The organism is Paraburkholderia sp., assembly GCF_050742655.1.
Lineage (GTDB): Bacteria > Pseudomonadota > Gammaproteobacteria > Burkholderiales > Burkholderiaceae > Paraburkholderia.
The window spans coordinates 196,507-218,563 of record NZ_JBOIGG010000008.1; the positions used below are offsets into that span (position 1 = coordinate 196,507).

The window sequence follows — 22,057 nt, forward strand, 5'->3', positions numbered from 1 at the left end:
CACATGGGCAAGCAGGCAATCGGCGTGGTGGGGCTGGCGGTGATGGGCCGCAATCTGGCGCTCAACATCGAGAGCCGCGGGCACGCGGTTTCCGTGTACAACCGCAGCCGCGAGAAGACCGACGAGCTGATCGCGGAATTTCCGGATCGCAAGCTGGTACCGGCTTACACGCTGGAAGAATTCGTCGGGTCGCTCGAAAAACCGCGCCGCATCCTGCTGATGGTGAAAGCGGGCGCGCCGACCGATGCGACGATCGCATCGCTGAAGCCGCTGCTCGACCAGGGCGACATCCTGATCGACGGCGGCAATACGCATTTCACCGACACCATCCGCCGCAATCAGGAACTGGCGAAAGCCGGTCTGCACTTCATCGGCACCGGCGTGTCGGGCGGTGAAGAGGGCGCGCTGAAAGGCCCGTCGATCATGCCGGGCGGTCCGCGTGACGCATACGACCTGGTCGCACCGATCCTCACCGAAATCGCCGCGAAGGCACCCGACGGCGACCCTTGCGTCGCGTACATGGGCCCGGACGGCGCGGGCCACTTCGTGAAGATGGTCCACAACGGCATCGAATACGGCGACATGCAGCTGATCGCCGAGAGCTACGCGGTGCTCAAGCAGGTGCTCGGCCTGTCGAATGCGGAACTGGGCAGTGTCTACACCGAATGGAACAAGGGCGAGCTCGACAGCTACCTGATCGAGATCACGTCGAAGATCTTCGGCAAGAAGGACGACGAGACCGGCAAGGATCTCGTCGACGTGATCCTCGACCGCGCCGCGCAGAAGGGCACCGGCAAGTGGACGAGCCAGAACGCGCTCGATCTCGGCGTGCCGTTGCCGCTGATCACCGAATCGGTGTTCGCGCGCGTGCTCTCGTCGCTGAAGGATCAACGCGTTGCGGCGAGCAAAGTGATCGAAGGACCGGCCACGAAGCCGTTCGCCGGCGACCGCAACGCGTTCATCGAGGCCGTGCGGCGCGCGCTGTACTTCAGCAAGGTGATCTCGTATGCGCAGGGCTTCGCGCAACTGCGTGCGGCATCCGAAGAGTACAAGTGGGATCTGCAGTTCGGCACGATCGCGAAGATCTTCCGGGCGGGCTGCATCATCCGCGCGCGCTTCCTGCAGAAGATCACCGATGCGTATGCGAAAGACCCGGCGCTCGCCAACCTGCTGCTCGATCCGTATTTCCGCGACATCGCGTCGAACTATCAGGCCGCGCTGCGTGACGTCGTGACCGCGGCAATCGCGGCGGGCGTGCCGGTGCCGACGTTCTCGTCGGCGATCGCGTACTTCGACGGCTACCGTTCGGCGCGTCTGCCAGCCAATCTCGTGCAGGCACAGCGCGACTTCTTCGGCGCGCATACATTCGAGCGTACCGACAAGCCGGGCAGCTTCCACGCGAACTGGTCTTAAGCGGGTTGGTTCGTTGAACATTCCGGGCAGTGGGGCGTGCCCCGTTGCCCGGAACCGCCTCGGTGGCACGGACGGCGATGTGCACCATTGTTGCGCTGGCTCGTCGCTTGGGCCCGCGATCGCGCCGTTATTGTTTCAATTCCGGGAATAGAGAATCATCGAATCGGGGGTTTTCCCTAGGAGATCGATTGCCTAGACTGTAATCAATCGCTTAAGACATGTGTCGAAGCGAACTAACAAAGTCTGGAGGTAATCATGAAATCCCTGATCCGTGCAGTTGCTATCGCTACCCTTCTTGCCGCCCCGGTCGCAGTGTTTGCTCAATCGAACCAACCGGTCACCCGCGCGCAAGTCCGTGCCGACCTGGTCCAGCTCGAAAAGGCGGGTTACAACCCGCTCGGCGACCAGACCGACTACCCGAACAACATTCAGGCCGCTGAACGTCGCGTCAACGAACAGAAGGCTGTCGCGCAAGCCGATACCAGCGGCTACGGCGCAGCGACCAGCGGTTCGTCGCAAGGCGGCGCCCGTGTGGTCGTGCCGACCAACGACACGCAGTCGGTGTACTTCGGTCACTAAGCAGCGAAGCAGCAAGGGACGCCGGTAGCACTCCGGCAGCCCACATGAAATAACGGCGCGGCCCGGGACTTCCCGGGTCGCGCCGTTTTACATTGATGCGCGGCGCGTGGTGCGTCGGCGGACGCCAGCGATGCGGACCGCTAGCGATTCGCCGGCAGATGCGGCAGCACTTCGTTGTTGGACAGATTGAGCTGGTGGATCTGCCGGTGCATCTTGTTCAACTGCGCCTGCGCGGCGACACGCTGCGCCTCCAGCTGCGCGACCTCCTTGCGTATCTGATGCTGCCGGTTCGACACTGCCTGCTCGTGCGCAGTGCCGCGCTGCATATCGTTGCGCAACCGTTCGGCCTGCGCTTCCGAATGCGCGATCATCCGCGCGAGCTGTTCGTTCTGCGCCTCGAGTTGCGCGCGACGTGTTTCGCTGTCGGCGAGCCGCGCCGCCTGTTCCTCGAAATGATGGAACACGGCCTCCGCCGTCTCCAGTTCGGCCGCCTTCAGCGCGCGCCACAGCGTGTTGTTCTGGTACATCACGATGTAGTAGGTCAACTCCTTCGCGTGAAAGAGCAGGCTCACCGAGTATTCGAAGCTGCGAAAGACCCGGAACGGCGTCAGCGCTTCTTCGGACGCGAGCCATTCGACCTCCGAGCTGTCCGCCATTTGCACCGCCCGGCCGTTCACCTGCGACGGTACGACCGGTACCGGCCGCAGTGTCGTGACGGGCCGTACGGGCTCGGTCGTCGACGACGCCTGTGCCGCGGCGTCGTCTTCGGCAGAGGCCGGCGCCTCGTCGCGAACGACGGGGACCAGATGGGCGGTACCGTTGGCGAGCAACGAGCTGCGCCGGTTCAGGAGATTTTTCATCGCAGTTCCTCTATGTGACGTGCCCTCGAAATTCGGTGCCCGGCGGGGGCCAGGCCCGGCCTCTGGCCGGTGGGCGGTGCGCATGGCACCGCTTCAGATTGCGGTGCGCCTCAATGCAGGATGCGGCGGTGGTGCGAGAGTCCATCGAACAGCGCGCGGCTCGGTTCGAGTGCGAATAGCCAAGATTCGTCGTAGCTGCTGAGCGCGTCGAGCGCTTCGCGCAGCCGCTCGATCGCGAGCGCGGGGATTTCGACGGTGGCCTCGACGCCGCTCGCGAGCCGCGTCACGCTGGCCAGCTGGACCAGCGCATCGGCCGCTTCAGCGACATCCGCGGAAAAGACGAGGTGGGCGTTCAACAGTTCGACGAGGCCCGGCGATGTGGTGACGTCTTCGACATTCAGCTGCACAGCCAGAAACGTAGCTTTGTTCATCGTCGAACTCCTTCGGGACGGGACATTGCGGCGACAGGCTCGCCTGCTGGACGTCGTGGCAGCAAGGATCAGTATAGGCGAGTCGTCTGCGGAATCAATGCTCGGACAAAATTGTCCCGCCGTCCGCGGATTGGCTTGCGGCGGGCTTCTGCGGGCAAGCGGCCCTATAATGGGGCGGCGAAACCATGCGTCGGCGACATTGACGCACGGGGTCGCCGCTGCGCCGCGAGGGCCCATTCCGGAACGCAGCACGCATTTGCCGATCGAACCACGGCCGCGTCACTCCCTTTTTGTTTCACATGACGGGATGCCGAGGGACGAGCGTCGATTGACTACCGTGTCGAGGACCACAACATGAATCGAAAACAGCAGCAGACACGCACGCAGTTTCTGATTGCACTTTCCATTGCCGCCATCACCGGCGGTTGCACACTGACGCCATGGCCGGGGGATACCGGCAGCAACTGGTCCTCATCGTCATCGTCGCCGACCGCTTCAACGGGCTCGGTGCCGGCCGGCTACTACCGCGTCAATTCCGGCGATACGGTCGCGAGCGTCGCCGCCGCGTTCGGCCAGCGTCCGCAAGATATCGCGTCGTGGAACGTGCTACCGTCGAACGCATCGCTGATCGTCGGGCAGGTGCTGCGGGTCGCGCCGCCGTCCACTTCCGCGTATGTCCCGCCGTCATCCGGTACGTCAGGCAATCCCGCCGCCGCGGTTCCGGGCGCGCAGGCCGCGACGCCCGAGGCTTCTTCCGTGCGGCTCATCTGGCCGCTGCGTGGGCCGATCCTGCGGACGTTCGTGGCCGGCAAGACGAACGGCATCGTGATCGGCGGCAAGGCCGGCGATCCGGTCAAGGCCGCGGCGGCGGGGCGCGTCGTCTACGCGGGCAACGGCATTCCCGCGTACGGGCCGCTCGTCATCATCAAGCACGATTCGTCGCTGATCACCGCCTACGGACAAAACCGCACGCTGCTCGTCAAGGAAGGCGACGCGGTCGCTCAAGGGCAGACGATCGGCGAAGTCGGCACGGATGCGCAAGGCGTCGCGTCGATCCAGTTCGAAGTGCGCCGCGACGGGCATCCGGTTGATCCGCTCGCGTGGTTGCCGAAGTCGGGCGGATAAAAGGGAAGATTGCTTCGACGGTGTGCTTTCCTTGATGGTGGAGAGCCGCTGTCGCTCTGTTGCTGCACGCGGGGCGCGGACGCGGCCTGCGTGTAGCCCGTGCTCAAGTCTTTTAATCACGCGTACCGCGATCGCCCGGTCAACCCAACTCGAAACTTCCCGCTGAACCCCCAACGCCGTCGTGGACGATGCCGGGTGCGCACGCATATCGCATACACTTGCCGACGGTGCGTTTTCATTCGCCTTTCCGCTCGTCCCCGTCGCGCACGCTCCGCCTCTGCTCAAGCTCGCCGCGTCGCCTCCGCCCTCACAGGAATAATCGATGATCGATTTACGCAGCGATACCGTCACCCGTCCTTCACAACCAATGCTTGCCGCGATGACCGCCGCCGAAACCGGCGACGACGTCTGGGGCGACGATCCGACCGTATTGCGGCTGCAGGCCGCGATGGCCGAGCGTGCCGGCAAGGAAGCGGGCCTGTTCTTCCCGAGCGGCACGCAGAGCAACCTCGCCGCGTTGATGGCGCATTGCGCGCGCGGCGACGAGTACATCGTCGGCCAGGCCGCACACACGTACAAGTACGAGGGCGGCGGCGCTGCGGTGCTCGGCAGCATCCAGCCGCAGCCCATCGAGAACGCGGCCGACGGTTCGCTGCCGCTAGACAAGATCGCCGCCGCGATCAAGCCAATCGACGATCACTTCGCCCGCACGCGTCTGCTCGCGCTCGAGAATACGATCGGCGGCAAGGTGCTGCCGGCCAGCTATGTCGATGAAGCGGTGGCGCTCGCGCGGCATCATGGGCTGGCGGCGCATCTCGACGGCGCGCGCGTCTGCAATGCGGCGGTTGCGACCGGCCGGCCGGTCGCTGAGTTGTGCGCGCCGTTCGATTCGGTGTCGATCTGTTTTTCGAAAGGGCTCGGAGCGCCGGTGGGATCGGTGCTGGTGGGCAGCAAGGCGCTGATCGAGAGCGCGCGCCGCTGGCGCAAGATGCTCGGAGGCGGCATGCGCCAGGCCGGCGTGCTCGCGGCCGCGTGCATCTATGCGCTCGAGCACAACGTCGAGCGTCTCGCCGACGATCACGACAACGCCGCGCATCTCGCCGCGGGGCTCGCGCAGATCGATCAGGTGAAGGTGCTGTCCCAGGCAACCAACATGGTGTTCGCGCAGCTCCCGCCGGAGGACTGCTCGCCGCTCGAAGCGTGGCTCAAGGAACGCGGCATTCTCGTGCAGATGCTGTACGCGTCGCGTTTCGTCACGCACATGGACGTATCACGCGACGATATCGATACGTTCGTCGCGGCGGCGAAGGGGTACTTCGCGCGTTGAAGGTAGGGCGCGGGCTGGTTCAGCCGCGCTGCGTGGTATTGGCCGACCCACTCGCCGAGCCACTCGCGACCGGCGTCCCCGCGCGATGCGATGGCGCGAACAGCCGCAATCCGCTCGCGATACTCGCCGCGCCCGCGAACACCGCGCCGGTCGCGAGCGCGAGCGTCGGGCCATGCCGTCCCGCGATACCGAAGCTCAGCGCGACGAGCGCCGCGCCGGTCGTCTGGCCGAGCAGACGCGCGGTCGCGATGATGCCGCTCGCGCCGCCGCTGCGCTCGGGCGGTGCGCTCGCCATCAACGCCTTCAGATTCGGCGACTGGAAAAACCCAAAGCCCGCACCGCAAATCGACATCCGGATCGCGATGTCGATCACCTGCGGATACGGCGGCAGCAACGCCAGCGACACCATCCCGCCGCACAGCACCGCGAGCCCGATCGCGCCGAGCAAGCCCGGCGGATAGCGATCCGACAGCCGCCCCGCGATCGGTGCGGCGAGCGCCACGACGACCGGCCACGGCGTCATCAGAAAGCCCGTCTCGACCTGGCTGCGATGCAGGACGCCCTCGAAATAGAACGGCAACGACACGAACGCGAGACCCTGCGTCGCGAACGAACACACCGCGGTCACCGCCGACAGCGTGAACACCGGCAGCTTGAACAGATCGACCGGCAGCATCGGCGCCGGATGGCCGGCCTCGCGGCGGATCAACAGCACGCCGAAGACGATCGTGATAGCAGCCGCGATAAGCACCACGTGCGTCGGCGCGCGCTGCGCCGCTTCGCCGAGCGCGAAGATCAGCGCGGCGAACGTGATCACGTTGAAGATCGCGGCGACGCGGTCGAATTGATGTGCGCCGCGCGTCGTGTGCGGCAGCGCCGGCAACGCGAAGACCAGCGCGAGCACGCCGAGCGGCACGTTCACCGCGAAGAGCCATGGCCATGCCGCGACCGACAGGATCAGCGACGCGACCGTCGGCCCGACCGCGAACGACACACCGACGATCAGCGCATTCAGCCCAAGCCCGCGGCCGAGCCGGTGCGGCGGATACAGCACGCGGATCAGCGCGGCGTTGACGCTCATGATCGCGCTCGCGCCGAGCCCCTGCAGCACGCGTGCGGCCGCGAGCAGCGGCAGCGTGTCCGCGAGCGAGCACGCGAGCGACGCGAGCGTGAACAGCGCAATCCCGGAGATATAAATGCGCCGATGCCCGATGATGTCGCCGAGTGCGGCGAGCGGCAGCAAGGTCGCGACCATCGCGAGCTGGTACGCGTTGATGATCCACACCGATGCAGCGGGTGCCGCATGCAGGTCAGCGGCGATCGTGGGCAGTGCGGTGTTGGCGATGGCGGTGTCGAGCGTCGCGAGCGCGACCGCGAGCATGATCGCCGCCATCGCGCGGCGGTTGCCCGCGGACATCGGTTCGTCGACAGGGCGGAGGACGCCGGGGGAGGTCGGGTCGGACAAGGTGGGGCTCGTCGGGTTGCGCATCGGTCACGCGGTGTGCCGCCCGCTTTCGGACGGCTGACAATCGCGACTCGCCGCGTGGCGAATCGTGGCGGATACGCGATTGTTGCAGACGCAGAAGAATCGTGCAGCCGGGTTGAGCAATGCGGCATGGGTCGAATGAAGCGCTTGCGGTCATGCACGCAACTAACGGTCTGCCCCGCTGAGCCCCTTGAAACGAGTTGCGCCTGAGGCACCGACCACGTTCGGTGCGAAAGAAAAGACCCCGCCAGCAGACCAGGCCGCCGAGCCTGCCACACAACGTGCCGCGTGTGGACGATTGCAACCCAACGCAACCCCCCCTCGACGACGATCGTTCAACTACACGTCGCGAGCAGGATCGACAGCTTGCGGATGTGTGCCTTGAACGCCTCGGCCGTATCGCGATCGTGACCGCTACCGAGATGCGGCGCCTCGGCAAGCTCGACCTGATCCTGAAATTCGTCGGAGATCCGGCGGCGCGTCTCGGGTGGCAGCGCGCGGACGATCGACACCATCAGCAATTCCTGGGCGTGCATCATTCCGAGCATGGATTGTGCGTTCATATCGTTCTCCGTCGGCGCGATGAAACGCGCGATGCGAAGACGGCGCGGTCTGTCGCGGTTCCGTCTTCGTCCTCTCACATACTAGTGCACGCACACGTGCATGGAACGATGCACTGAAGGCGCGCGTCTGATTCGAGTCTGGTCCGCGATCGCACCGGGATCGTGCGGTACAGTGGTTGCTTCGCGGTTCTGTTCGCGATGCGCGATCCGGATGTGCGCAACGGCGCGCCGCGAAATGTCCTACCCTGCTTATTTGTCCGCGATCGGCAGCAGCATGTCGCATCGCCTAACCGAGAGGCTTCGATGACAACCGTGGACCTGGAATTCGACCAGCTCAACAGTACCGTCGACGCGCTACGGCGCTCCATTTCCAACCGCTTGATGTACGGCGTCGGCAAGGACGCCGTCACCGCGCAACCGCACGACTGGCTGCATGCCGCTGCGCTCGCCGTGCGCGACCGGCTCGTCGCGCGCTGGATGAAAACCACGCGACTGCAATACGAGCAGGACGTGAAGCGCGTGTACTACCTGTCGATGGAATTTCTGATCGGCCGCACGTTCACGAATGCGCTGCTCGCGCTCGGCATTCACGACCAGGTGAAGGAGGCGCTCGCGAGCCTCGGCGTCGACATGAACATGCTGACCGAACTCGAGCCCGATGCCGCGCTCGGCAACGGCGGCCTCGGCCGGCTGGCCGCGTGCTTTCTCGATTCGATGGCGACGCTCGGCATACCGGGCTTCGGCTACGGCATCCGCTACGAGTACGGCATGTTCCGCCAGCAGATCGTCGACGGCGAGCAGGTCGAGACGCCGGACTACTGGCTGCGCAGCGGCAATGCGTGGGAATTTCCGCGGCCCGAGGTCCAGTATCTCGTGCACTTCGGCGGACGCACCGTGCAGCGCGACGATCGCGTCGAGTGGATCGACACCGAGCACGTCAACGCGATGGCCTACGACACCGTGATCCCCGGCTACGCGACGAGCGCGACGAACACGCTGCGCCTGTGGTCCGCGCGCGCGACCGAAGAACTCGACCTGTCCGCGTTCAACAAGGGCGACTATCGCCGCGCGGTCGACGCGAAGAACATGTCCGAGAACGTCTCGCGCCTGCTGTATCCGGACGACTCGACACCGGCCGGCCGCGAACTGCGGCTGCGCCAGGAATACTTCTTCGTCTCCGCGACGATGCAGGACCTGATCCGCCGCTACATGCGCACGCACAGCACCTTCGGCCGCTTCTCGGACAAGGTCGCCGTGCATCTGAACGACACGCACCCCGTGCTCGCGATTCCCGAGCTGATGCGACTGCTCGTCGACGTGCATCGCGTGCCGTGGGACACCGCGTGGAAATCGATCGAGCAAATGTTCTCGTACACGAACCACACGCTGATGCCCGAGGCGCTCGAAACGTGGGACGTCGAGACGCTCGCGCGGCTGCTGCCGCGGCATCTCGAGATCATCTTCGAGATCAACGCCGAGTTTCTCCAGCGCGTGAGCGAGCATTTGGGCCACGACACCGAGATGATCCGGCGCATCTCGCTGATCGACGAATACGGACAGCGCCGCGTGCGGATGGCGCACCTCGCGATCGTCGCGAGCCAGAAGGTGAACGGCGTATCGAAGCTGCATTCGCAACTGATGACGCGCGACATTTTCGCCGACTTCGCGCGCATGTTCCCCGAGCGCTTCACCAACGTGACGAACGGCATTACGCCGCGACGTTGGCTGTCGCAGGCGAGCCGGCCACTGTCCGCGCTGATCGACGAACGCATCGGCACGCACTGGCGCCGCGACCTGTTCGAACTCGCGAAGCTGCGCGAATTCGCCGACGATCCGACATTCGCCGACGCGTTCCGCGGCGCGAAGCGGCAGAACAAGCTGCGCCTCACGCAACACCTCGCGCAGCAGCTGAAAGTGAACGTCGATCCCAATGCGCTGTTCGATCTGCAGGTCAAGCGCATTCACGAGTACAAGCGACAATTGCTGAACGTGCTGCACGTGATCGTCCGCTACAACCAGATCCGCGCGAACCCTGAGCGCGACTGGGTGCCGCGCGTCGTGATGTTCGCGGGCAAGGCCGCGTCCGCGTACCGGATGGCGAAGACCATCATCCGGTTGATCGGCGATGTCGGCAAGAAGGTGAATGAGGATCCGCTCGTCGGCGACCGGTTGAAGGTCGTGTTCGTGCCGAACTACGGCGTGAGCGTCGCCGAGCTGATCATTCCGGCGGCGGACCTGTCGGAACAGATCTCGATGGCGGGCACCGAAGCGTCCGGCACCGGCAACATGAAACTCGCGCTGAATGGCGCGCTGACGATCGGCACGCTCGACGGCGCGAACATCGAAATCTGTGATGCGGTCGGGCGCGAGAACATCTTCATCTTCGGGCACACCGCGGACGAAGTGGACGCACTGCGCGCCGCCGGCTACCGGCCGCGTCAGCTATACGAAGAGAACCCCGAGCTGCGCGTCGCGCTTGACCAGATCCGCAGCGGCTTCTTTTCACCGGAGGATCCGCGGCGCTTCTCCGACATCTTCCATACGCTCGTCGACTGGGGCGATCACTACATGGTGCTCGCCGATTACGCGGCGTTCGCGAAGGCGCAGGACGAAGTCGACGCGCGCTTCCGCGATACGGCTGCGTGGACGCGCAGCGCGATCGCGAATGTCGCGGGCATGGGGCAGTTCTCGTCGGATCGCACGATCGGCGAATACGCGAGCGGCATCTGGCATGTGAAGCCGCTCGACATGAGTTGATTCTTTGCGCGTTTCAGTTGCGTTCTAGCTGCGTTTAGCTGGTGCGGGTGGCGGGGCGGCGTATGACGCTGGCCGCTGCGCGGCCTAGCGTCGCGTTGCCGAGGGCGCGTGTGAGGACGGTGATCACCTCGTCGAGCGTGCGGCCGGTGACTTCGATACGGAACGTCGTGTATTCGTGGCGCTTGTCGACGGTGACGATGTAGAGGCGCAGGCCGTCGCCGAGCGCGGAGTGCAGTACGTGCCGCGCTTGTGATGAAGACGTACCGGGGATTGTCACGTCGAGCGTGACGAACGAAACGATGGCAGGCTGAGGGCGCGGCTTGTACTGGGTACGCGGCAGCGCGGTTTCTCTCGCAAGAAGGACGGATTGAAGCATCTTGAGGGCGCCGTCGCTGGGCGTTGCGGCGGGTTGTTGAGGTGGTTTTACTTTAGTCTCGGGGGTGTCAACGGGAGGTTAAAGGTGGGGGTGGGGGTGTAAAGGCGGTGTTAACGTGGAGGATTTGGGTTTGTGAGGGTAAGTCTTGGGCTCTTTAACAGGGCGAGGCGCTGCCAGTTCACTGTTGGTCGTTGCCGCTATTCGCAGTGGGTGGAGCGGTGAATCACTGGTGGCGGGACCTTTGGTGTTGGAGTGTTATCGACCAATTGTGACCGTTTGTTTGATGGTTGGGCCGGTCGTGTGAGCGTCAGCTTTAGCCTGCTCAATTGAGAATCAAGCGTCAGTCATCTTTCGGCTTTCGCTATGAGGTCACGATAAACTTAAATTTCGCACCTCAGAGTTGTCATTCCGGTTACCGTGAGGGATTCGTAGAAATCTAGGGGGTGACCGTTGACTTTCCCACTTCATACCAGACCAAGTGTTCAGGTTGATGGCAAGAATGAGCCGCGCAGCGTTGTCTTGTACCAAGGTCTGACCGTTATTATCGGGCCGAATGGTTCAGGTAAAACGCAGCTATTGCGAGGATTGAAAACGGCCTTATTGCCACACACGGCGAATAAGCATGTAAGGTATCTCTCTGCAGGCCGAGCGTATTATTTGGAACAGTTTCGTTCCGATTTTGATGGTCACAGGAACAACGAGCCTCGGTACGAGCAGGCAACCTACGGGAGCGTAGATGATTCTAAGCGACGGCACAAATATGAAACATTGCAAGGCGACTTTCACACGTTAGCTACAAGGCCAGATATTTTGGTAAAGGTCCGAGAGCGATTGAGAAAGTTGTTCGACCGGGACTTGATTATTGAATGGAGTGCGGGAAATCTCAAGATTGCCTTCCTAAAGACAAATGGCAAAGGAAGTGAATATTCGTCGGCCCGCGAGGCCTCCGGCCTGCTGCATCTAGTAGGGTTGTTATCCGCGATCTACGACGATGAAGTAGGGGCGCTGCTTATCGATGAGCCAGAGGTTTCGCTGCACCCACAGTTACAAGCATTTCTATTGAAGGAATTGCTAAGTGTCGCAGGATTGCCAACGACGACTACCAACCAGAAATTGATCATAGTCGCGACGCATTCAACGGAATTTATTCGCGTAGATTCACCTGAGCAACTTCCGAACCTGGTGTTGTGCTATGAAAGCGGTCAACAGCCCATTCAAGTGTCTCCGGACGCGGCCGAGTTGAAGAATAGAAAACTTCTTGGCTTGTTAGCGAGGATGGGGCAAGAGCATAAGCTGTGTTTTTTTTCTAAGACTCCGTTGCTGATTGAAGGGCCGTCGGATGCGATTATTTGCAATGGACTTTCAACGCATTTGGACATAGCTTTGGAGGCTGGTGGAGCACAGCTACTCCCAGTGATCGGAAAGGGGCAGTTTCCGATTGTCGCGAAGCTTTTCAGGATGTTAGGTAAGGAGCCGATGGTCCTAGCAGATGCGGATGGCCTTGCTGACGGGCTGGACTTGGCAAACGACTTCCTTGTTGGAGAAGATATCGACGCTATTGTAGCGAAGATGGGGTTCTCGCACTGGAGTTGAATTGTCTCGCTCAGTCTTTTCGGCTTTCTGTGAATTAGTTAAAAAGCGTTGGAGCGAAATCGCTTCACTCGCAGAGAGGCAGCGATATTGGGTTACTCGAGATTCAAAGGACGCTGATGCAGAAAAAATCCAACGTAGGGCAGCCTTCTCTGCATTATTCGGTAACGATGATGCTACTGTCGAAAGTTTATCGCCAGATAAAGCTTGGATAACGATAAAGGATCGTCTCGGTGCACTTTTGGACGTGCTCGAAGCTCGAGGATGCTTCATCCTGCGTCGCGGATCTATAGAATCTTACTACGCGTTCGTTTCAAGCGACAATAATGCTGAAAAGCCAGGCTTGGCGGCAGAAGAGGTTGCAGCGCTTCGGACGGTAGCCGAGCAGGATGTTGAAAAGGCGTATTCCGACGTGCTCCGCTTCCTCCGTAGAGCAGCAACAACTAAGCCGATCAGGGAAGTCGAATCGTTGCAGGACATGTTATTAGCAGTAGTTGCACCGGCACTGGCCAGAGTTAGAGCCGGAACTCAAACAGAAGCACTTCGAAACCTTGTAAAAGGGACCTTGGGGCAGCAAGCTACTTTGTTCAATCTGGAGGTCAGCGACGGAAAGCTAGTCGTTTCATTGAATAGCAATATCTTGGACGTGAAGGGTTTTCCAATGACTATCGACTCCAACGATGACATATTGAAAGTGGCTGCGTCGGCGCTAGGGTTGACTGCGCTAGGGGCGACGGCTCAACCTGCCACCCCATCAAAATAACAGAGGCTGGCGCGGCGTCTGTCATTTTGCGGGTCGCGAGCGAGATGGTCGATGTGTAGGAGCGGGCGTCTACAATGGCCGTGCACTTCATCATGTAACGAACCTGCGTCTACAAAAACACGGTCGTCCGCCGCGGCCCTTTCCCCCATGCCCCGCCCCCCCACCTCCCGCACCTACGCCATGCCCGAGCGTAGCGACCACCTGGATTTCTACATCCGGGATCAAACAGCCCGTTCGCCGATCACTGAATCGCACAAGCACGACTACTTCCAGATCCAGGTCAACCTCGGCGGCGACACGCATCAAGAAATCGGCGACACAGTAAGACCATTCCCGCACAAAGCAATCGCGTTCGTGTTGCCGCATCGCGTGCATCGCATTCCGCATCCGGTGCAATCACGCTTTGTGGTGATCAACTTTTCGCTGGACTTCCTGCTAGGACGCCGCCCGTCCGGAGCCACAACGTCGACGTCGATAGCGGATGCAGCACACGACCCAATGCTCGCCCCATTCCTGCTCCAGGAGCACATGGACTTCCTGCTAAACGACACGCAGATCGCCGAAGTCGAAACCCTCGCGCAGCGGATGATCGAGCTAGACCAACACCGCCAGTTCGGAGACACAGTGCTGCTACGAGGCTACCTGCTACAACTGATCGGCACGATCTGCCGCAGCCATCGCGAAGCAATCGAAGCCCAGTCCGCAGCAGGCGCACTACGCTCACCACGCCCCGATTCAGCGTTCGCGCGCGTGTCCGATCATCTGCGCGCGACGCTGTCCGATCCGGCGTTGTCGGGTGCGTCGATCGCGGCGCACATGTCGCTGCCCGCGCGCTACGTCGCCGATCTCGTGAAGCGCGAGACCGGCAAGACGGTCGTGCAGTGGATCACGCAGACGCGCATCGACACCGCGAAAAAGCTGCTCGACGAACCGGGTCGCCAGATCAAGGACATCGCATTCCAGGTCGGCTACCGTGACGAAACCTATTTCACGCGACGCTTTCGCCAGGTGACCGGGCAGTCGCCATCAGAGTACCGAGCAAAGACAGAGGCAAACGCAGGGGCAGGGACGCCCCGCAAATCACGCCCCGCCCGCTGACACGAAACGAGCAACACCACACAAAGCAAAATAATCCAGGCCCTCCCGCCATTCTGTCCAGGCCAACCAGCCACTCCAGCGATATCGTCCAGCTCTGTCGATCACAACCTTCGCACGGAGCCCCACATGGTCCAGTTCGTCATTCCCGCCCCCGCCGTCACGTCCGTCGCCATTGCCGGATCGGATGCGCGTTTCCCGGTTCGCCGGGTGTTCTGCGTCGGCCGCAATTACGCGGACCACGCGCTCGAGATGGGCGGCAACCCCGACCGCGAGCCGCCGTTCTTTTTCCAGAAACCGACCGACGCGGTGGTGCCCGCCGCCGGCACGATTCCGTACCCGCCGCTGACGCGCGATCTGCATCACGAGATCGAGATGGTCATCGCGATCGGCAAGGAAGGCACGAACGTCGCGGCCAGCGACGCGCTCGATCTGGTGTGGGGCTACGGCCTGGGCGTCGATCTGACGCGCCGCGATCTGCAGGGCGAAGCGAAGAAAACGGGTCGTCCGTGGGACTGGGGTAAGGGCTTCGATGCGTCGGCGCCGGTGACGCCGCTGCATCCGGCGTCTGCCGTCGGACATCTCCAGGCGGGCCGGATCTGGCTGTCGGTGAATGGCACGCTGCGTCAGCAGGGCGATTTGAGCCAGCTGATCTGGCCGGTCGCGGACATCATCCGCTACGTGTCGGAATCGGTGACGCTGAAGCCCGGCGATCTGATCTTCAGCGGCACGCCCGCTGGCGTCGCTGCACTGCAACCCGACGACACGGTGCAGGGCGGTCTCGAAGGCATCGGTGAATTCGAGTTCAAGATCGGCGCCGCGCGTAACGCATGACGCATTGCGCGCCGAAGCTAATCGCGACGGCGCGCGTCAATCAGTCCTTTGCGGCCGTCGCCGGTTCTGCCGGCGACATCGCCGCACGCACTGCCTGCTCGACTCTCTCGACGAATGCAAGCTCGAGGCTCGACACTGCTTCGCGCTCGCTGTCGCCGCTTTCGAGGATCAGACGGTGCGTAACGTCCTGCGTGAGCCACGCAAGGTAGCCGACGACAGCCAGCATCACGCCGCACACGAATCCCGCGCCCGAGCCGAGCACGCCGCCGACAATCGCACCGACGAGCCCCGCAAGCGAGATGCCGACCGGCACGACCTTGTTCTTCTGTACGGTGACGACGCGCAGCGCGCGGATGTCGCGCAGCGGGAACACCTGGCCGGCGGCGGACAGCGCATTGCGCGTGACCGACACGCCACGCTCGTTGAACGGAATTTCCATTGCTTCGCAGACTGACTATCTGAATGTGTAAAGGCCGCAGCGTACCAGATGCGGCCCTCGGCCCGAAAGCGGCACGCCGCCGCATCGATGGGCACACGCTCACGCATACATCGGGCAGCACCAAAAGAAAAACGCCCCGAAGGGCGTTTTTCTACAGCTGATGACTTCCCGCAAGCGGAAAACCTCGCGGCAATGCTTAGAACTTGTGGCGAATACCAACGCGCGCAGCAACCTGATTGTCCGCGCCCGGGCCCGACGTACCGAAGTACGAGGTCGGGCTCGAACCGATCTGCGCTTGCAGATCCTGGCCGCCGTTGCGACCCGATGCACCCTGGTAGATACCAAGAACGTAGACATCGGTACGCTTGCTGAGCGCGTAGTCGATGCTCGCGTCGACCTGGTTGAAGTGGCCGTGGTTCGCGCCCGACAGGCGCATGTACGTGTAGCCGAGGCCACCCGTCAGTGCCGGCGTGATCGCGTACTTGGCACCGGCTTCGTACGCGTTGAACGTCGTCGCGCCGCCCGTGATCGGAGCGAAACGCGTGTTGGTCCACAGCGCCCACAGCGTTGCCGGTCCGATCAGGTAGCGGCCGCCGAGGCCGAACGTGCGCAGATCGCGGATCGTGCCGGTGGTGATGTTCGAGACCGTGGTCGAGAACGACGGCGAAGCGAGACCCGGGAAGCGGATGTCCGTGTACGCTGCACCGATGCCGATCGGGCCGTTCGCGTAGTTCACGCCGAAGCTGTAGGCGCGCGACGAACCGGTCGTCGTGCCTACCGTCGGTGCGCCTGCGAATGCGCCGGCCTGGTTCGAGAAGCCATACAACGCACCGAACGTGAAGCCCGAGAAGTTCGCGCTGCTGAACTTGACGGCGTTGTTGATGCGGCTCGACGTCAGCTGGTCGACGTCGTTGATGTGGTACGCGTAGTTGCCTGCGACCGTGTTGCCGCCGGTCGAGTAGTTGCCGCCGAGGTAGTCGGTCGAGAACGAGTACTGGCGACCGAACGTGAACGAGCCGATGCCGTCCTTCGACAGGCCGACGTACGCCTGGCGGCCGAACATCGCGCCACCCTGGCCAGCCGTACCGTTACCGACGTTGAAGCCGTTCTCGAGCACGAAAATCGCTTTCAGGCCGCCGCCCAGATCTTCGGTGCCACGCAGGCCCCAACGGCTGCCCTGGGCGACGCCGTCGTCGAACTTGACGAGCTTGTCATGGGTGTTGCCGGACTTCGCGTTGTTCACGTAGCTGATACCCGCGTCGATCAGGCCGTACAGCGTGACGCTGCTCTGCGCATGGGCGGTCCCCGCGATGGTTGCGAGGAGGGCGGTGGTCAATACTTTCTTGTTCAAGGCATTCTCCGTTAGAAAAGAAGCAATCGCGGAGCCGCGCTCTGAGGCGAGGTCTTACGATTGGCCGCAAATGTAAGGGAAAACCAGCGAAAGGAATGTGACAGGTAAGTTATTGCCGGTAGATGTCGCGCAGGCGCGACAAGGGCTGGCGCAAAACAGCCGGATGTTGCACGCGCGGGGGCACCTATGCTGGGGCGCGCCGCGCCGTTGATCGCGACAAGCCGTGGGTGAAGAAGCTCGTCGCAACATATGAGTCGGACGATGTGCGCAAGTACATCGACACACGGTTCAAAGGCGTGATTGTGCCGGCGTTCTGACTACGCCCAGGCTTCGTCGGAGCAAAAACAAAAAGCCGCTCAAGCATGTGCTGTTCGGCACAAATCCAGGTTTTCAGAAAATATACAGAAAACCTTTATGGTTCAATAACTTAATGGTGGATAAATTGCCGTTGAGGCGAGCCGTCTCTGAGACGAAGTCCGGGTGTGCTGCAAGCCGCAGCAGGTCTTCGGAGATAGCCTGGCGCGACTTAAAGGGCGGATATTCGTTGCGCACGCAGGGCAACACCGGCCGGGGGGCCGGGGTATCCAGTGTTTCCTGCAGGCCCGGAATTGCTGTCCGTGTCGTGGCTGCCGGAGCCGGCGCCGCGCTTACTTGTGGAACGGCTAGAGAGTTTCAGCGCGGCTCTTGTTTGCGGATTGACGCCGATCTACTGCGACAGCAGCGAGCCCGTCCGAAACGCCTTCTCTCCGGCAATACGCGCGACTTCCATGCCGGCGATCGCGAAGCGCGTGATGTGCCGCGCGTACATGACGCCGGCGACCGTGCTCTGCAGCGTGACGACGGTGTCCGTCAGCGGATCGACGATGTCGGCGATCGGCGTACCCGGCTCGACGCGGCTCCCGACTTCCGCACGGAACACCAGCACGCCGCTGACCGGCGCGACGATCGGCTCGGTGCCCGCAAGCGGCGTCGCGGGGAATTCGAGCGGCGGCGGCGGTGCCGGCGTACCGTCGATCACGCCGCGATGCGTCAGGTACTCGACGATCGCCTGCGCGTCATGCTCGGCGAGCGGGTACGACACTTCGTGCTGGCTGCGCAGTTCCACCGTCACCGAGATCGAGCCGTTCGGAATCGGGAAACGGCTGCCGAAGCGGTTGCGCAGATCGGACCAGCAGAAGCTGTGAATCTCGTCGAACGGATTGCCGACCGAGTTCAGCGCGAGCAGTGACGCCTTCGCTTCGAGGTAGCGCGACAGCGGTTCGACGTCGGGCCACAGCTCCGGGTTCGTGTAGATATGCATCGCCGCATCCCAGTCGCAATGCAGATCGAGCACGACGTCCGCGTCATACGACAGACGCTGCAGCGCGAGGCGCTGCGATTCGATTTCGGTGACGGGCTTTTGCGCGTCGAGCGCTTCGCGCATCGCGGCGCGGATCGCAACGCGGTTCGCGTCGATGTCGCCGGTGAGGCGACCTTCGATCACCGGTTGCACGAGCGCCGACAGATCGTAGAAATTCCGGTTGAAGTTCTGCGCGGTGTTCGATTCGAAGCGGCCAGTGAGATGACCGAGAAAGTGCTGGTTCAGCCCGATCGGATTCGACACCGGCACGACGATCACTTCGCCGCGCAGTTTGCCTGCGGCCTCGAGTGCGGCGAGCTTGCGCCGCAGTGCCCACGAGACCAGCATGCCTGGCAGTTCATCGGCATGCAGGGACGACTGGATGTAGACCTTCTGCCCGCCGCCGGGGCCGTAGTGGAAACTCGTCAGTTGGCGTGCGGTGCCGAGCGTCGGGGAAATCAGCGGATGGTGGTGGGTTTGCATGGTATCGGGTGCGAGGGGCGCGGCGCCTGAACGACGGGCCGCGAATCAGCAGTGACAAAAATCGGACGGCGCGCGGCGCATCGTGCCGCACTGCCGGAAACGTAACGGATCGATCTTAGCCGATCCGGCGCGGATTGGCGCGCGGGGGTGCCCCAAACAAAACGGGCCCCGCGTGTGGCGGAGCCCGTGATTCGTGCCCGCGCGGCGCGGGAGACCGCCGCCGCACGAAGGCATCAAACGTACATTAGCCGCCGTACACGTCGAAGGCGAAATACTTCTTCTCGATCTTCTTGTACGTACCGTCCTTGATCATGCCGGCGATAGCCTTGTCGATCTCGGCCTTCAGATCCGTGTCTTCCTTGCGCATGCCGACGCCTGCGCCGTCGCCGAGCGTCTTCGGATCGTCGAGGTCCTTGCCGACGAATTCATAGCCGGCGCCGCGCGGCGTCTTCAGGAAGCCGATATCGGCCTGAACCGCATCCTGCAGCGTTGCGTCGAGTCGACCCGACAGCAAGTCGGCGTAGACCTGATCCTGGTTCTGGTACGGCACGACCTTCGCGCCCTTCGGTTCCCAGTACGCCTTCGCGTAGGTTTCCTGGATGGTGCCCTGTTCAACGCCAACCGACTTGCCCTTCAGCGAATCGGCCGTCGGCAGGATGCCCGAACCCTTCTTCGCGACGAGGCGCGTCGGCGTGTTGAACAGCTTCGACGAGAACGCGATCTGTTCGGCGCGTTGCGGCGTCATCGACATCGACGACAGTACGCCGTCGAACTTCTTCGCCTTCAGCGCGGGGATCATGCCGTCGAAGTCGTTTTCGACCCACACGCACTTGGCCTTCACACGCTTGCAGATTTCATTGCCGAGGTCGATGTCGAAGCCCACGAGCTTGCCATCGGCGCCCTTCGATTCGAACGGCGGGTAGCTGGCGTCGACGCCGAAACGGATGGTGGTCCAGTCCTTCGCATGCGCACCGATCGAGACGGTGGCAAGCAGGGCAACCGTCAAAACCGCTAGCAGTTTTTTCACTGTTTTTACTCCTCGAGTGGTTCGTGTGGCCGCGCCAGCGGTTGTGCCGCCGCGCGACATGGCCAGGTGCTACGACCGGGCCTGATCAGGGCTGCCGGCCGGCGGCCAGCAGCGCGCGCCAAGCTTACCAGTTCAAAAAGATCCCGGAGTCAGTGAAACACCGGATGGTCGAGGAGTTGCACTTCTAAACCGCATGGTGCAGCGCAGCGGCGGGCCGGCTGCGCTGAAAGGCCCGCGTAACCCGTGTAACCCGCGTCAGACGATCCGCAGACCCGCCCTATACGTCGCACGCGGCACCGGCAATGCGTCGAGCATCGTCACGCGCACGAAGTCCGCGCGCAGGCCCGGCACGATCGCGCCGCGATCGTGCAGACCCGCGGTGCGCGCCGGTTCGGCGGAAACCGTCGCGACCGCGCGCGGCAGACTCCAGCCCGCCTTGTCGACGAGTTCGAATGCGGCGGTGAGCAGGCTCGACGGCACGTAATCCGACGACAGGATGTCGAGCAGCCCGGCCTGCGCGAGATCGAGCGCGGACACGTTGCCCGAATGCGAGCCGCCGCGCACGATGTTCGGCGCACCCATCACAGTCGAGATGCCGTGTGCGTGCGCCGCTTCGGCAGCGACCCGCGTGGTCGGGAATTCGGCCAGCACGATGCCTTCGGCGGCGGCCTGTTCGACGTGCTCGACGAGCGTGTCGTCGTGACTCGCGACCGGCACGCCGAGCGTCGCACAGCGCGCGACGATCTCGCGACGGTGCGCATCGGCGAAGCGTTGCTGTTCGCTTTCGAGTTCGGTGAGCATCATGCTCGCCTGTTCGTCGGTCCACTTGCCGTGCCGCTCCTGGAAGCGGCGCCACTGGTCGCGGTCATGCCACTGCCGTTGCCCCGGCGTGTGATCCATCACCGACGCAAGCCGCAGCAGCGGATGGCCGCACAGCGAATCGAACACCTCGACGACGTCGGCAGTCGCGATCTCGCAGCGCAGATGCAGAAAGTGTTCGGCGCGCAGCAGGCCGCGTACCGAGAAGCGTTCGAGCGCCTCCGCGCACTTCGTCTGGATGTCACGGCCGCGAATGCCGACCGTCGCGCGCGAACCGATCGCGAGCGCGTCGAACACGGTCGTGATGCCGGCCGCCGCGACCTGCGCATCGTGGATCACGAATGCGGCGTCGGTATTCCAGAACACGCCGGGCCGCGGCGCGAGGTGCTTCTCGAGGTTGTCGGTATGCAGCTCGATGAGGCCGGGCAGCAGATAGTCGCCGTTCCAGTCTTCGGCTTCGCGTGCGGACGTGCTGCCGCGTTCGACGTCGCGGATCGCGCCGTCTTCGATGCGTAGCGTGCCCGTGAAAACTTCATCTCGCGTCACGATGCGAGCGTTCTTGATCAACATCGACAGGCTCCGTAGTCAGGCAAATTCGCAGGCAAATTCGCAGGCGAATTCAATGTTCAATGCAGCGCGACGTCGCGTTGCGGCGGCGCGAGTTCGAGGCGGCGCGTCGCGACCTGCGCGCGCGTGTCCTCGTCGTGGAAGATGCCGACGATCGCCGCGCCGCGTTCGCGCGCATCGACGATCAATCCAGCCACGATAGCGCGGTTTTCAGCATCGAGCGATGCGGTCGGTTCGTCGAGCAGCAGCACCGGCTGGCCGGCGATCAGTCCACGCGCGATGTTCACGCGCTGCTGTTCGCCGCCGGAAAACGTCGCGGGTGCGAGCGACCACAACCGGCGCGGCACGTTTAGCCGCGCGAGCAAAGCCTCGGCGCGCGCCTCGGCTTCGTCCTGCGCGACGCCGCGCGAAATCAGCGGCTCGGCGACGAGCGCGAGCGTCGGCACGCGCGGAATCACGCGCAGGAACTGGCTCACGTAGCCAACGACCGTGCGGCGCAGATGCAGCACGTCGTGCGGCTGCGCGGACGTGATCGCGATGTGCTGCGCGGACTGCGCATCGTCGCGGATCGCGATCGAGCCGCGGCTCGCCAGATAGTTGCCGTACAGGCAGCGCAGCAGCGTGCTCTTGCCCGCGCCCGACGGCCCGACGAGCACGACGCATTCGCCGCGCGCGACGTCGAGCGACACGCCGGAGAGCGCGTCGATCCGTACGCCGCCCTGGCCGTGCAGCGTGAACGTCTTCGCGACGTCGACCGCGCGCAGCATCAGCGCGGCGTTGTCGGCGAAGGCGCGCGCATGGCTGCGCAATTCGATGGATGACATGACTTGACC

20 protein-coding genes and 1 pseudogene are annotated in these 22,057 nt (G+C 63.2%); 10 read left to right on the forward strand and 11 right to left on the reverse strand.

Annotated features, from left to right (window positions below; translation table 11 throughout):
* Positions 1-3 precede the first annotated feature (3 nt).
* A complete protein-coding gene (gndA, locus tag ACREXZ_RS13940) occupies positions 4-1,413 on the forward strand; it encodes an NADP-dependent phosphogluconate dehydrogenase (protein WP_431764670.1) in 1,410 nt (469 codons plus the stop codon).
* A 255-nt stretch (positions 1,414-1,668) separates the two neighbouring features.
* Positions 1,669-1,992 (forward strand): DUF4148 domain-containing protein, encoded by a 324-nt coding sequence (locus tag ACREXZ_RS13945; RefSeq protein WP_431764671.1) that lies wholly within the window; start codon positions 1,669-1,671, stop codon positions 1,990-1,992.
* A gap of 140 nt (positions 1,993-2,132) precedes the next feature.
* On the opposite strand, the gene ACREXZ_RS13950 is transcribed toward ACREXZ_RS13945, so the two are convergent.
* Both ACREXZ_RS13950 and ACREXZ_RS13955 read right to left on the reverse strand, forming a co-directional pair.
* Positions 2,133-2,852 carry a DUF2968 domain-containing protein gene (locus tag ACREXZ_RS13950; protein WP_431764672.1) on the reverse strand — a complete coding sequence of 240 codons (720 nt, stop codon included), beginning with the start codon at positions 2,850-2,852 and terminating at the stop codon, positions 2,133-2,135.
* 110 nt (positions 2,853-2,962) lie between these two features.
* On the reverse strand, positions 2,963-3,283 hold the full coding sequence (locus tag ACREXZ_RS13955) for a hypothetical protein (protein WP_431764673.1): 321 nt from the start codon (positions 3,281-3,283) through the stop codon (positions 2,963-2,965).
* Positions 3,284-3,637: 354 nt separating this feature from the next.
* Between ACREXZ_RS13955 and ACREXZ_RS13960 the strand changes: the two genes are divergently transcribed.
* Complete coding sequence (locus ACREXZ_RS13960; RefSeq protein ID WP_431764674.1) at positions 3,638-4,408, forward strand: peptidoglycan DD-metalloendopeptidase family protein; 771 nt, start codon at positions 3,638-3,640, stop codon at positions 4,406-4,408.
* A 322-nt stretch (positions 4,409-4,730) separates the two neighbouring features.
* Complete coding sequence (gene ltaE / locus ACREXZ_RS13965) at positions 4,731-5,735, forward strand: low-specificity L-threonine aldolase (protein ID WP_431764675.1); 1,005 nt, start codon at positions 4,731-4,733, stop codon at positions 5,733-5,735.
* A gap of 19 nt (positions 5,736-5,754) precedes the next feature.
* On the opposite strand, the gene ACREXZ_RS13970 is transcribed toward ltaE, so the two are convergent.
* Together ACREXZ_RS13970 and ACREXZ_RS13975 are read right to left on the reverse strand one after the other, a co-directional pair.
* On the reverse strand, positions 5,755-7,152 hold the full coding sequence (locus tag ACREXZ_RS13970; RefSeq protein ID WP_431764747.1) for an MFS transporter: 1,398 nt from the start codon (positions 7,150-7,152) through the stop codon (positions 5,755-5,757).
* 404 nt (positions 7,153-7,556) lie between these two features.
* Positions 7,557-7,784, reverse strand: coding sequence for a hypothetical protein (locus ACREXZ_RS13975; RefSeq protein ID WP_431764676.1), 228 nt, complete (start codon positions 7,782-7,784; stop codon positions 7,557-7,559).
* Between the two features lie 303 nt (positions 7,785-8,087).
* Between ACREXZ_RS13975 and ACREXZ_RS13980 the strand changes: the two genes are divergently transcribed.
* Entirely contained in the window at positions 8,088-10,541 is a 2,454-nt protein-coding gene (locus tag ACREXZ_RS13980) for a glycogen/starch/alpha-glucan phosphorylase (RefSeq protein WP_431764677.1), read from the forward strand.
* A gap of 34 nt (positions 10,542-10,575) precedes the next feature.
* On the opposite strand, the gene ACREXZ_RS13985 is transcribed toward ACREXZ_RS13980, so the two are convergent.
* Positions 10,576-10,917, reverse strand: coding sequence for a hypothetical protein (locus tag ACREXZ_RS13985; RefSeq protein ID WP_431764678.1), 342 nt, complete (start codon positions 10,915-10,917; stop codon positions 10,576-10,578).
* A gap of 450 nt (positions 10,918-11,367) precedes the next feature.
* On the opposite strand from ACREXZ_RS13985, the gene ACREXZ_RS13990 reads away from it, so the two are divergent.
* From ACREXZ_RS13990 to ACREXZ_RS14005, 4 genes are all read left to right on the forward strand, one after another.
* Positions 11,368-12,510 carry an ATP-dependent nuclease gene (locus ACREXZ_RS13990; RefSeq protein ID WP_431764679.1) on the forward strand — a complete coding sequence of 381 codons (1,143 nt, stop codon included), beginning with the start codon at positions 11,368-11,370 and terminating at the stop codon, positions 12,508-12,510.
* A 1-nt stretch (position 12,511) separates the two neighbouring features.
* Positions 12,512-13,270: a hypothetical protein gene (locus tag ACREXZ_RS13995; RefSeq protein ID WP_431764680.1), complete on the forward strand. Its 759-nt coding sequence runs from the start codon at positions 12,512-12,514 to the stop codon at positions 13,268-13,270.
* Between the two features lie 180 nt (positions 13,271-13,450).
* Positions 13,451-14,368, forward strand: a complete 918-nt coding sequence (locus tag ACREXZ_RS14000) for a helix-turn-helix transcriptional regulator (protein ID WP_431764681.1) — start codon at positions 13,451-13,453, stop codon at positions 14,366-14,368.
* Between the two features lie 126 nt (positions 14,369-14,494).
* A complete protein-coding gene (locus ACREXZ_RS14005) occupies positions 14,495-15,199 on the forward strand; it encodes a fumarylacetoacetate hydrolase family protein (RefSeq protein ID WP_431764682.1) in 705 nt (234 codons plus the stop codon).
* A 40-nt stretch (positions 15,200-15,239) separates the two neighbouring features.
* On the opposite strand, the gene ACREXZ_RS14010 is transcribed toward ACREXZ_RS14005, so the two are convergent.
* Positions 15,240-15,638 carry a DUF6232 family protein gene (locus tag ACREXZ_RS14010; protein WP_431764683.1) on the reverse strand — a complete coding sequence of 133 codons (399 nt, stop codon included), beginning with the start codon at positions 15,636-15,638 and terminating at the stop codon, positions 15,240-15,242.
* Between the two features lie 196 nt (positions 15,639-15,834).
* Positions 15,835-16,989 carry a porin gene (locus ACREXZ_RS14015; protein WP_431764684.1) on the reverse strand — a complete coding sequence of 385 codons (1,155 nt, stop codon included), beginning with the start codon at positions 16,987-16,989 and terminating at the stop codon, positions 15,835-15,837.
* A 179-nt stretch (positions 16,990-17,168) separates the two neighbouring features.
* On the opposite strand from ACREXZ_RS14015, the pseudogene ACREXZ_RS14020 reads away from it, so the two are divergent.
* Positions 17,169-17,306, forward strand: a pseudogene (locus ACREXZ_RS14020) (metal ABC transporter substrate-binding protein); the annotation flags it as partial.
* 389 nt (positions 17,307-17,695) lie between these two features.
* Here the strand turns inward: ACREXZ_RS14020 and ACREXZ_RS14025 are convergent.
* The 4 genes from ACREXZ_RS14025 to phnL all read right to left on the reverse strand — a co-directional run bounded on the left by ACREXZ_RS14025 (position 17,696) and on the right by phnL (position 22,048).
* Positions 17,696-18,811 carry a succinylglutamate desuccinylase gene (locus tag ACREXZ_RS14025; protein WP_431764685.1) on the reverse strand — a complete coding sequence of 372 codons (1,116 nt, stop codon included), beginning with the start codon at positions 18,809-18,811 and terminating at the stop codon, positions 17,696-17,698.
* 244 nt (positions 18,812-19,055) lie between these two features.
* Entirely contained in the window at positions 19,056-19,838 is a 783-nt protein-coding gene (locus ACREXZ_RS14030; RefSeq protein WP_431764686.1) for an ABC transporter substrate-binding protein, read from the reverse strand.
* Positions 19,839-20,093: 255 nt separating this feature from the next.
* Positions 20,094-21,227, reverse strand: a complete 1,134-nt coding sequence (locus ACREXZ_RS14035; protein WP_431764687.1) for an alpha-D-ribose 1-methylphosphonate 5-triphosphate diphosphatase — start codon at positions 21,225-21,227, stop codon at positions 20,094-20,096.
* Positions 21,228-21,283: 56 nt separating this feature from the next.
* Positions 21,284-22,048 carry a phosphonate C-P lyase system protein PhnL gene (gene phnL, locus ACREXZ_RS14040; protein ID WP_431764688.1) on the reverse strand — a complete coding sequence of 255 codons (765 nt, stop codon included), beginning with the start codon at positions 22,046-22,048 and terminating at the stop codon, positions 21,284-21,286.
* Positions 22,049-22,057: the final 9 nt, after the last annotated feature.

Bases quoted from the DNA above. Each gene is read 5' to 3' on its own strand.
- gndA (WP_431764670.1), top strand. From the start codon at position 4: ATGGGCAAGCAGGCAATCGGCGTGGTGGGGCTGGCGGTGATGGGCCGC.
- ACREXZ_RS13945 (WP_431764671.1), top strand. From the start codon at position 1,669: ATGAAATCCCTGATCCGTGCAGTTGCTATCGCTACCCTTCTTGCCGCC.
- ACREXZ_RS13950 (WP_431764672.1), bottom strand. From the start codon at position 2,852: ATGAAAAATCTCCTGAACCGGCGCAGCTCGTTGCTCGCCAACGGTACC.
- ACREXZ_RS13955 (WP_431764673.1), bottom strand. From the start codon at position 3,283: ATGAACAAAGCTACGTTTCTGGCTGTGCAGCTGAATGTCGAAGACGTC.
- ACREXZ_RS13960 (WP_431764674.1), top strand. From the start codon at position 3,638: ATGAATCGAAAACAGCAGCAGACACGCACGCAGTTTCTGATTGCACTT.
- ltaE (WP_431764675.1), top strand. From the start codon at position 4,731: ATGATCGATTTACGCAGCGATACCGTCACCCGTCCTTCACAACCAATG.
- ACREXZ_RS13970 (WP_431764747.1), bottom strand. From the start codon at position 7,152: ATGTCCGCGGGCAACCGCCGCGCGATGGCGGCGATCATGCTCGCGGTC.
- ACREXZ_RS13975 (WP_431764676.1), bottom strand. From the start codon at position 7,784: ATGAACGCACAATCCATGCTCGGAATGATGCACGCCCAGGAATTGCTG.
- ACREXZ_RS13980 (WP_431764677.1), top strand. From the start codon at position 8,088: ATGACAACCGTGGACCTGGAATTCGACCAGCTCAACAGTACCGTCGAC.
- ACREXZ_RS13985 (WP_431764678.1), bottom strand. From the start codon at position 10,917: ATGCTTCAATCCGTCCTTCTTGCGAGAGAAACCGCGCTGCCGCGTACC.
- ACREXZ_RS14000 (WP_431764681.1), top strand. From the start codon at position 13,451: ATGCCCGAGCGTAGCGACCACCTGGATTTCTACATCCGGGATCAAACA.
- ACREXZ_RS14005 (WP_431764682.1), top strand. From the start codon at position 14,495: ATGGTCCAGTTCGTCATTCCCGCCCCCGCCGTCACGTCCGTCGCCATT.
- ACREXZ_RS14010 (WP_431764683.1), bottom strand. From the start codon at position 15,638: ATGGAAATTCCGTTCAACGAGCGTGGCGTGTCGGTCACGCGCAATGCG.
- ACREXZ_RS14025 (WP_431764685.1), bottom strand. From the start codon at position 18,811: ATGCAAACCCACCACCATCCGCTGATTTCCCCGACGCTCGGCACCGCA.
- ACREXZ_RS14035 (WP_431764687.1), bottom strand. From the start codon at position 21,227: ATGTTGATCAAGAACGCTCGCATCGTGACGCGAGATGAAGTTTTCACG.
- phnL (WP_431764688.1), bottom strand. From the start codon at position 22,048: ATGTCATCCATCGAATTGCGCAGCCATGCGCGCGCCTTCGCCGACAAC.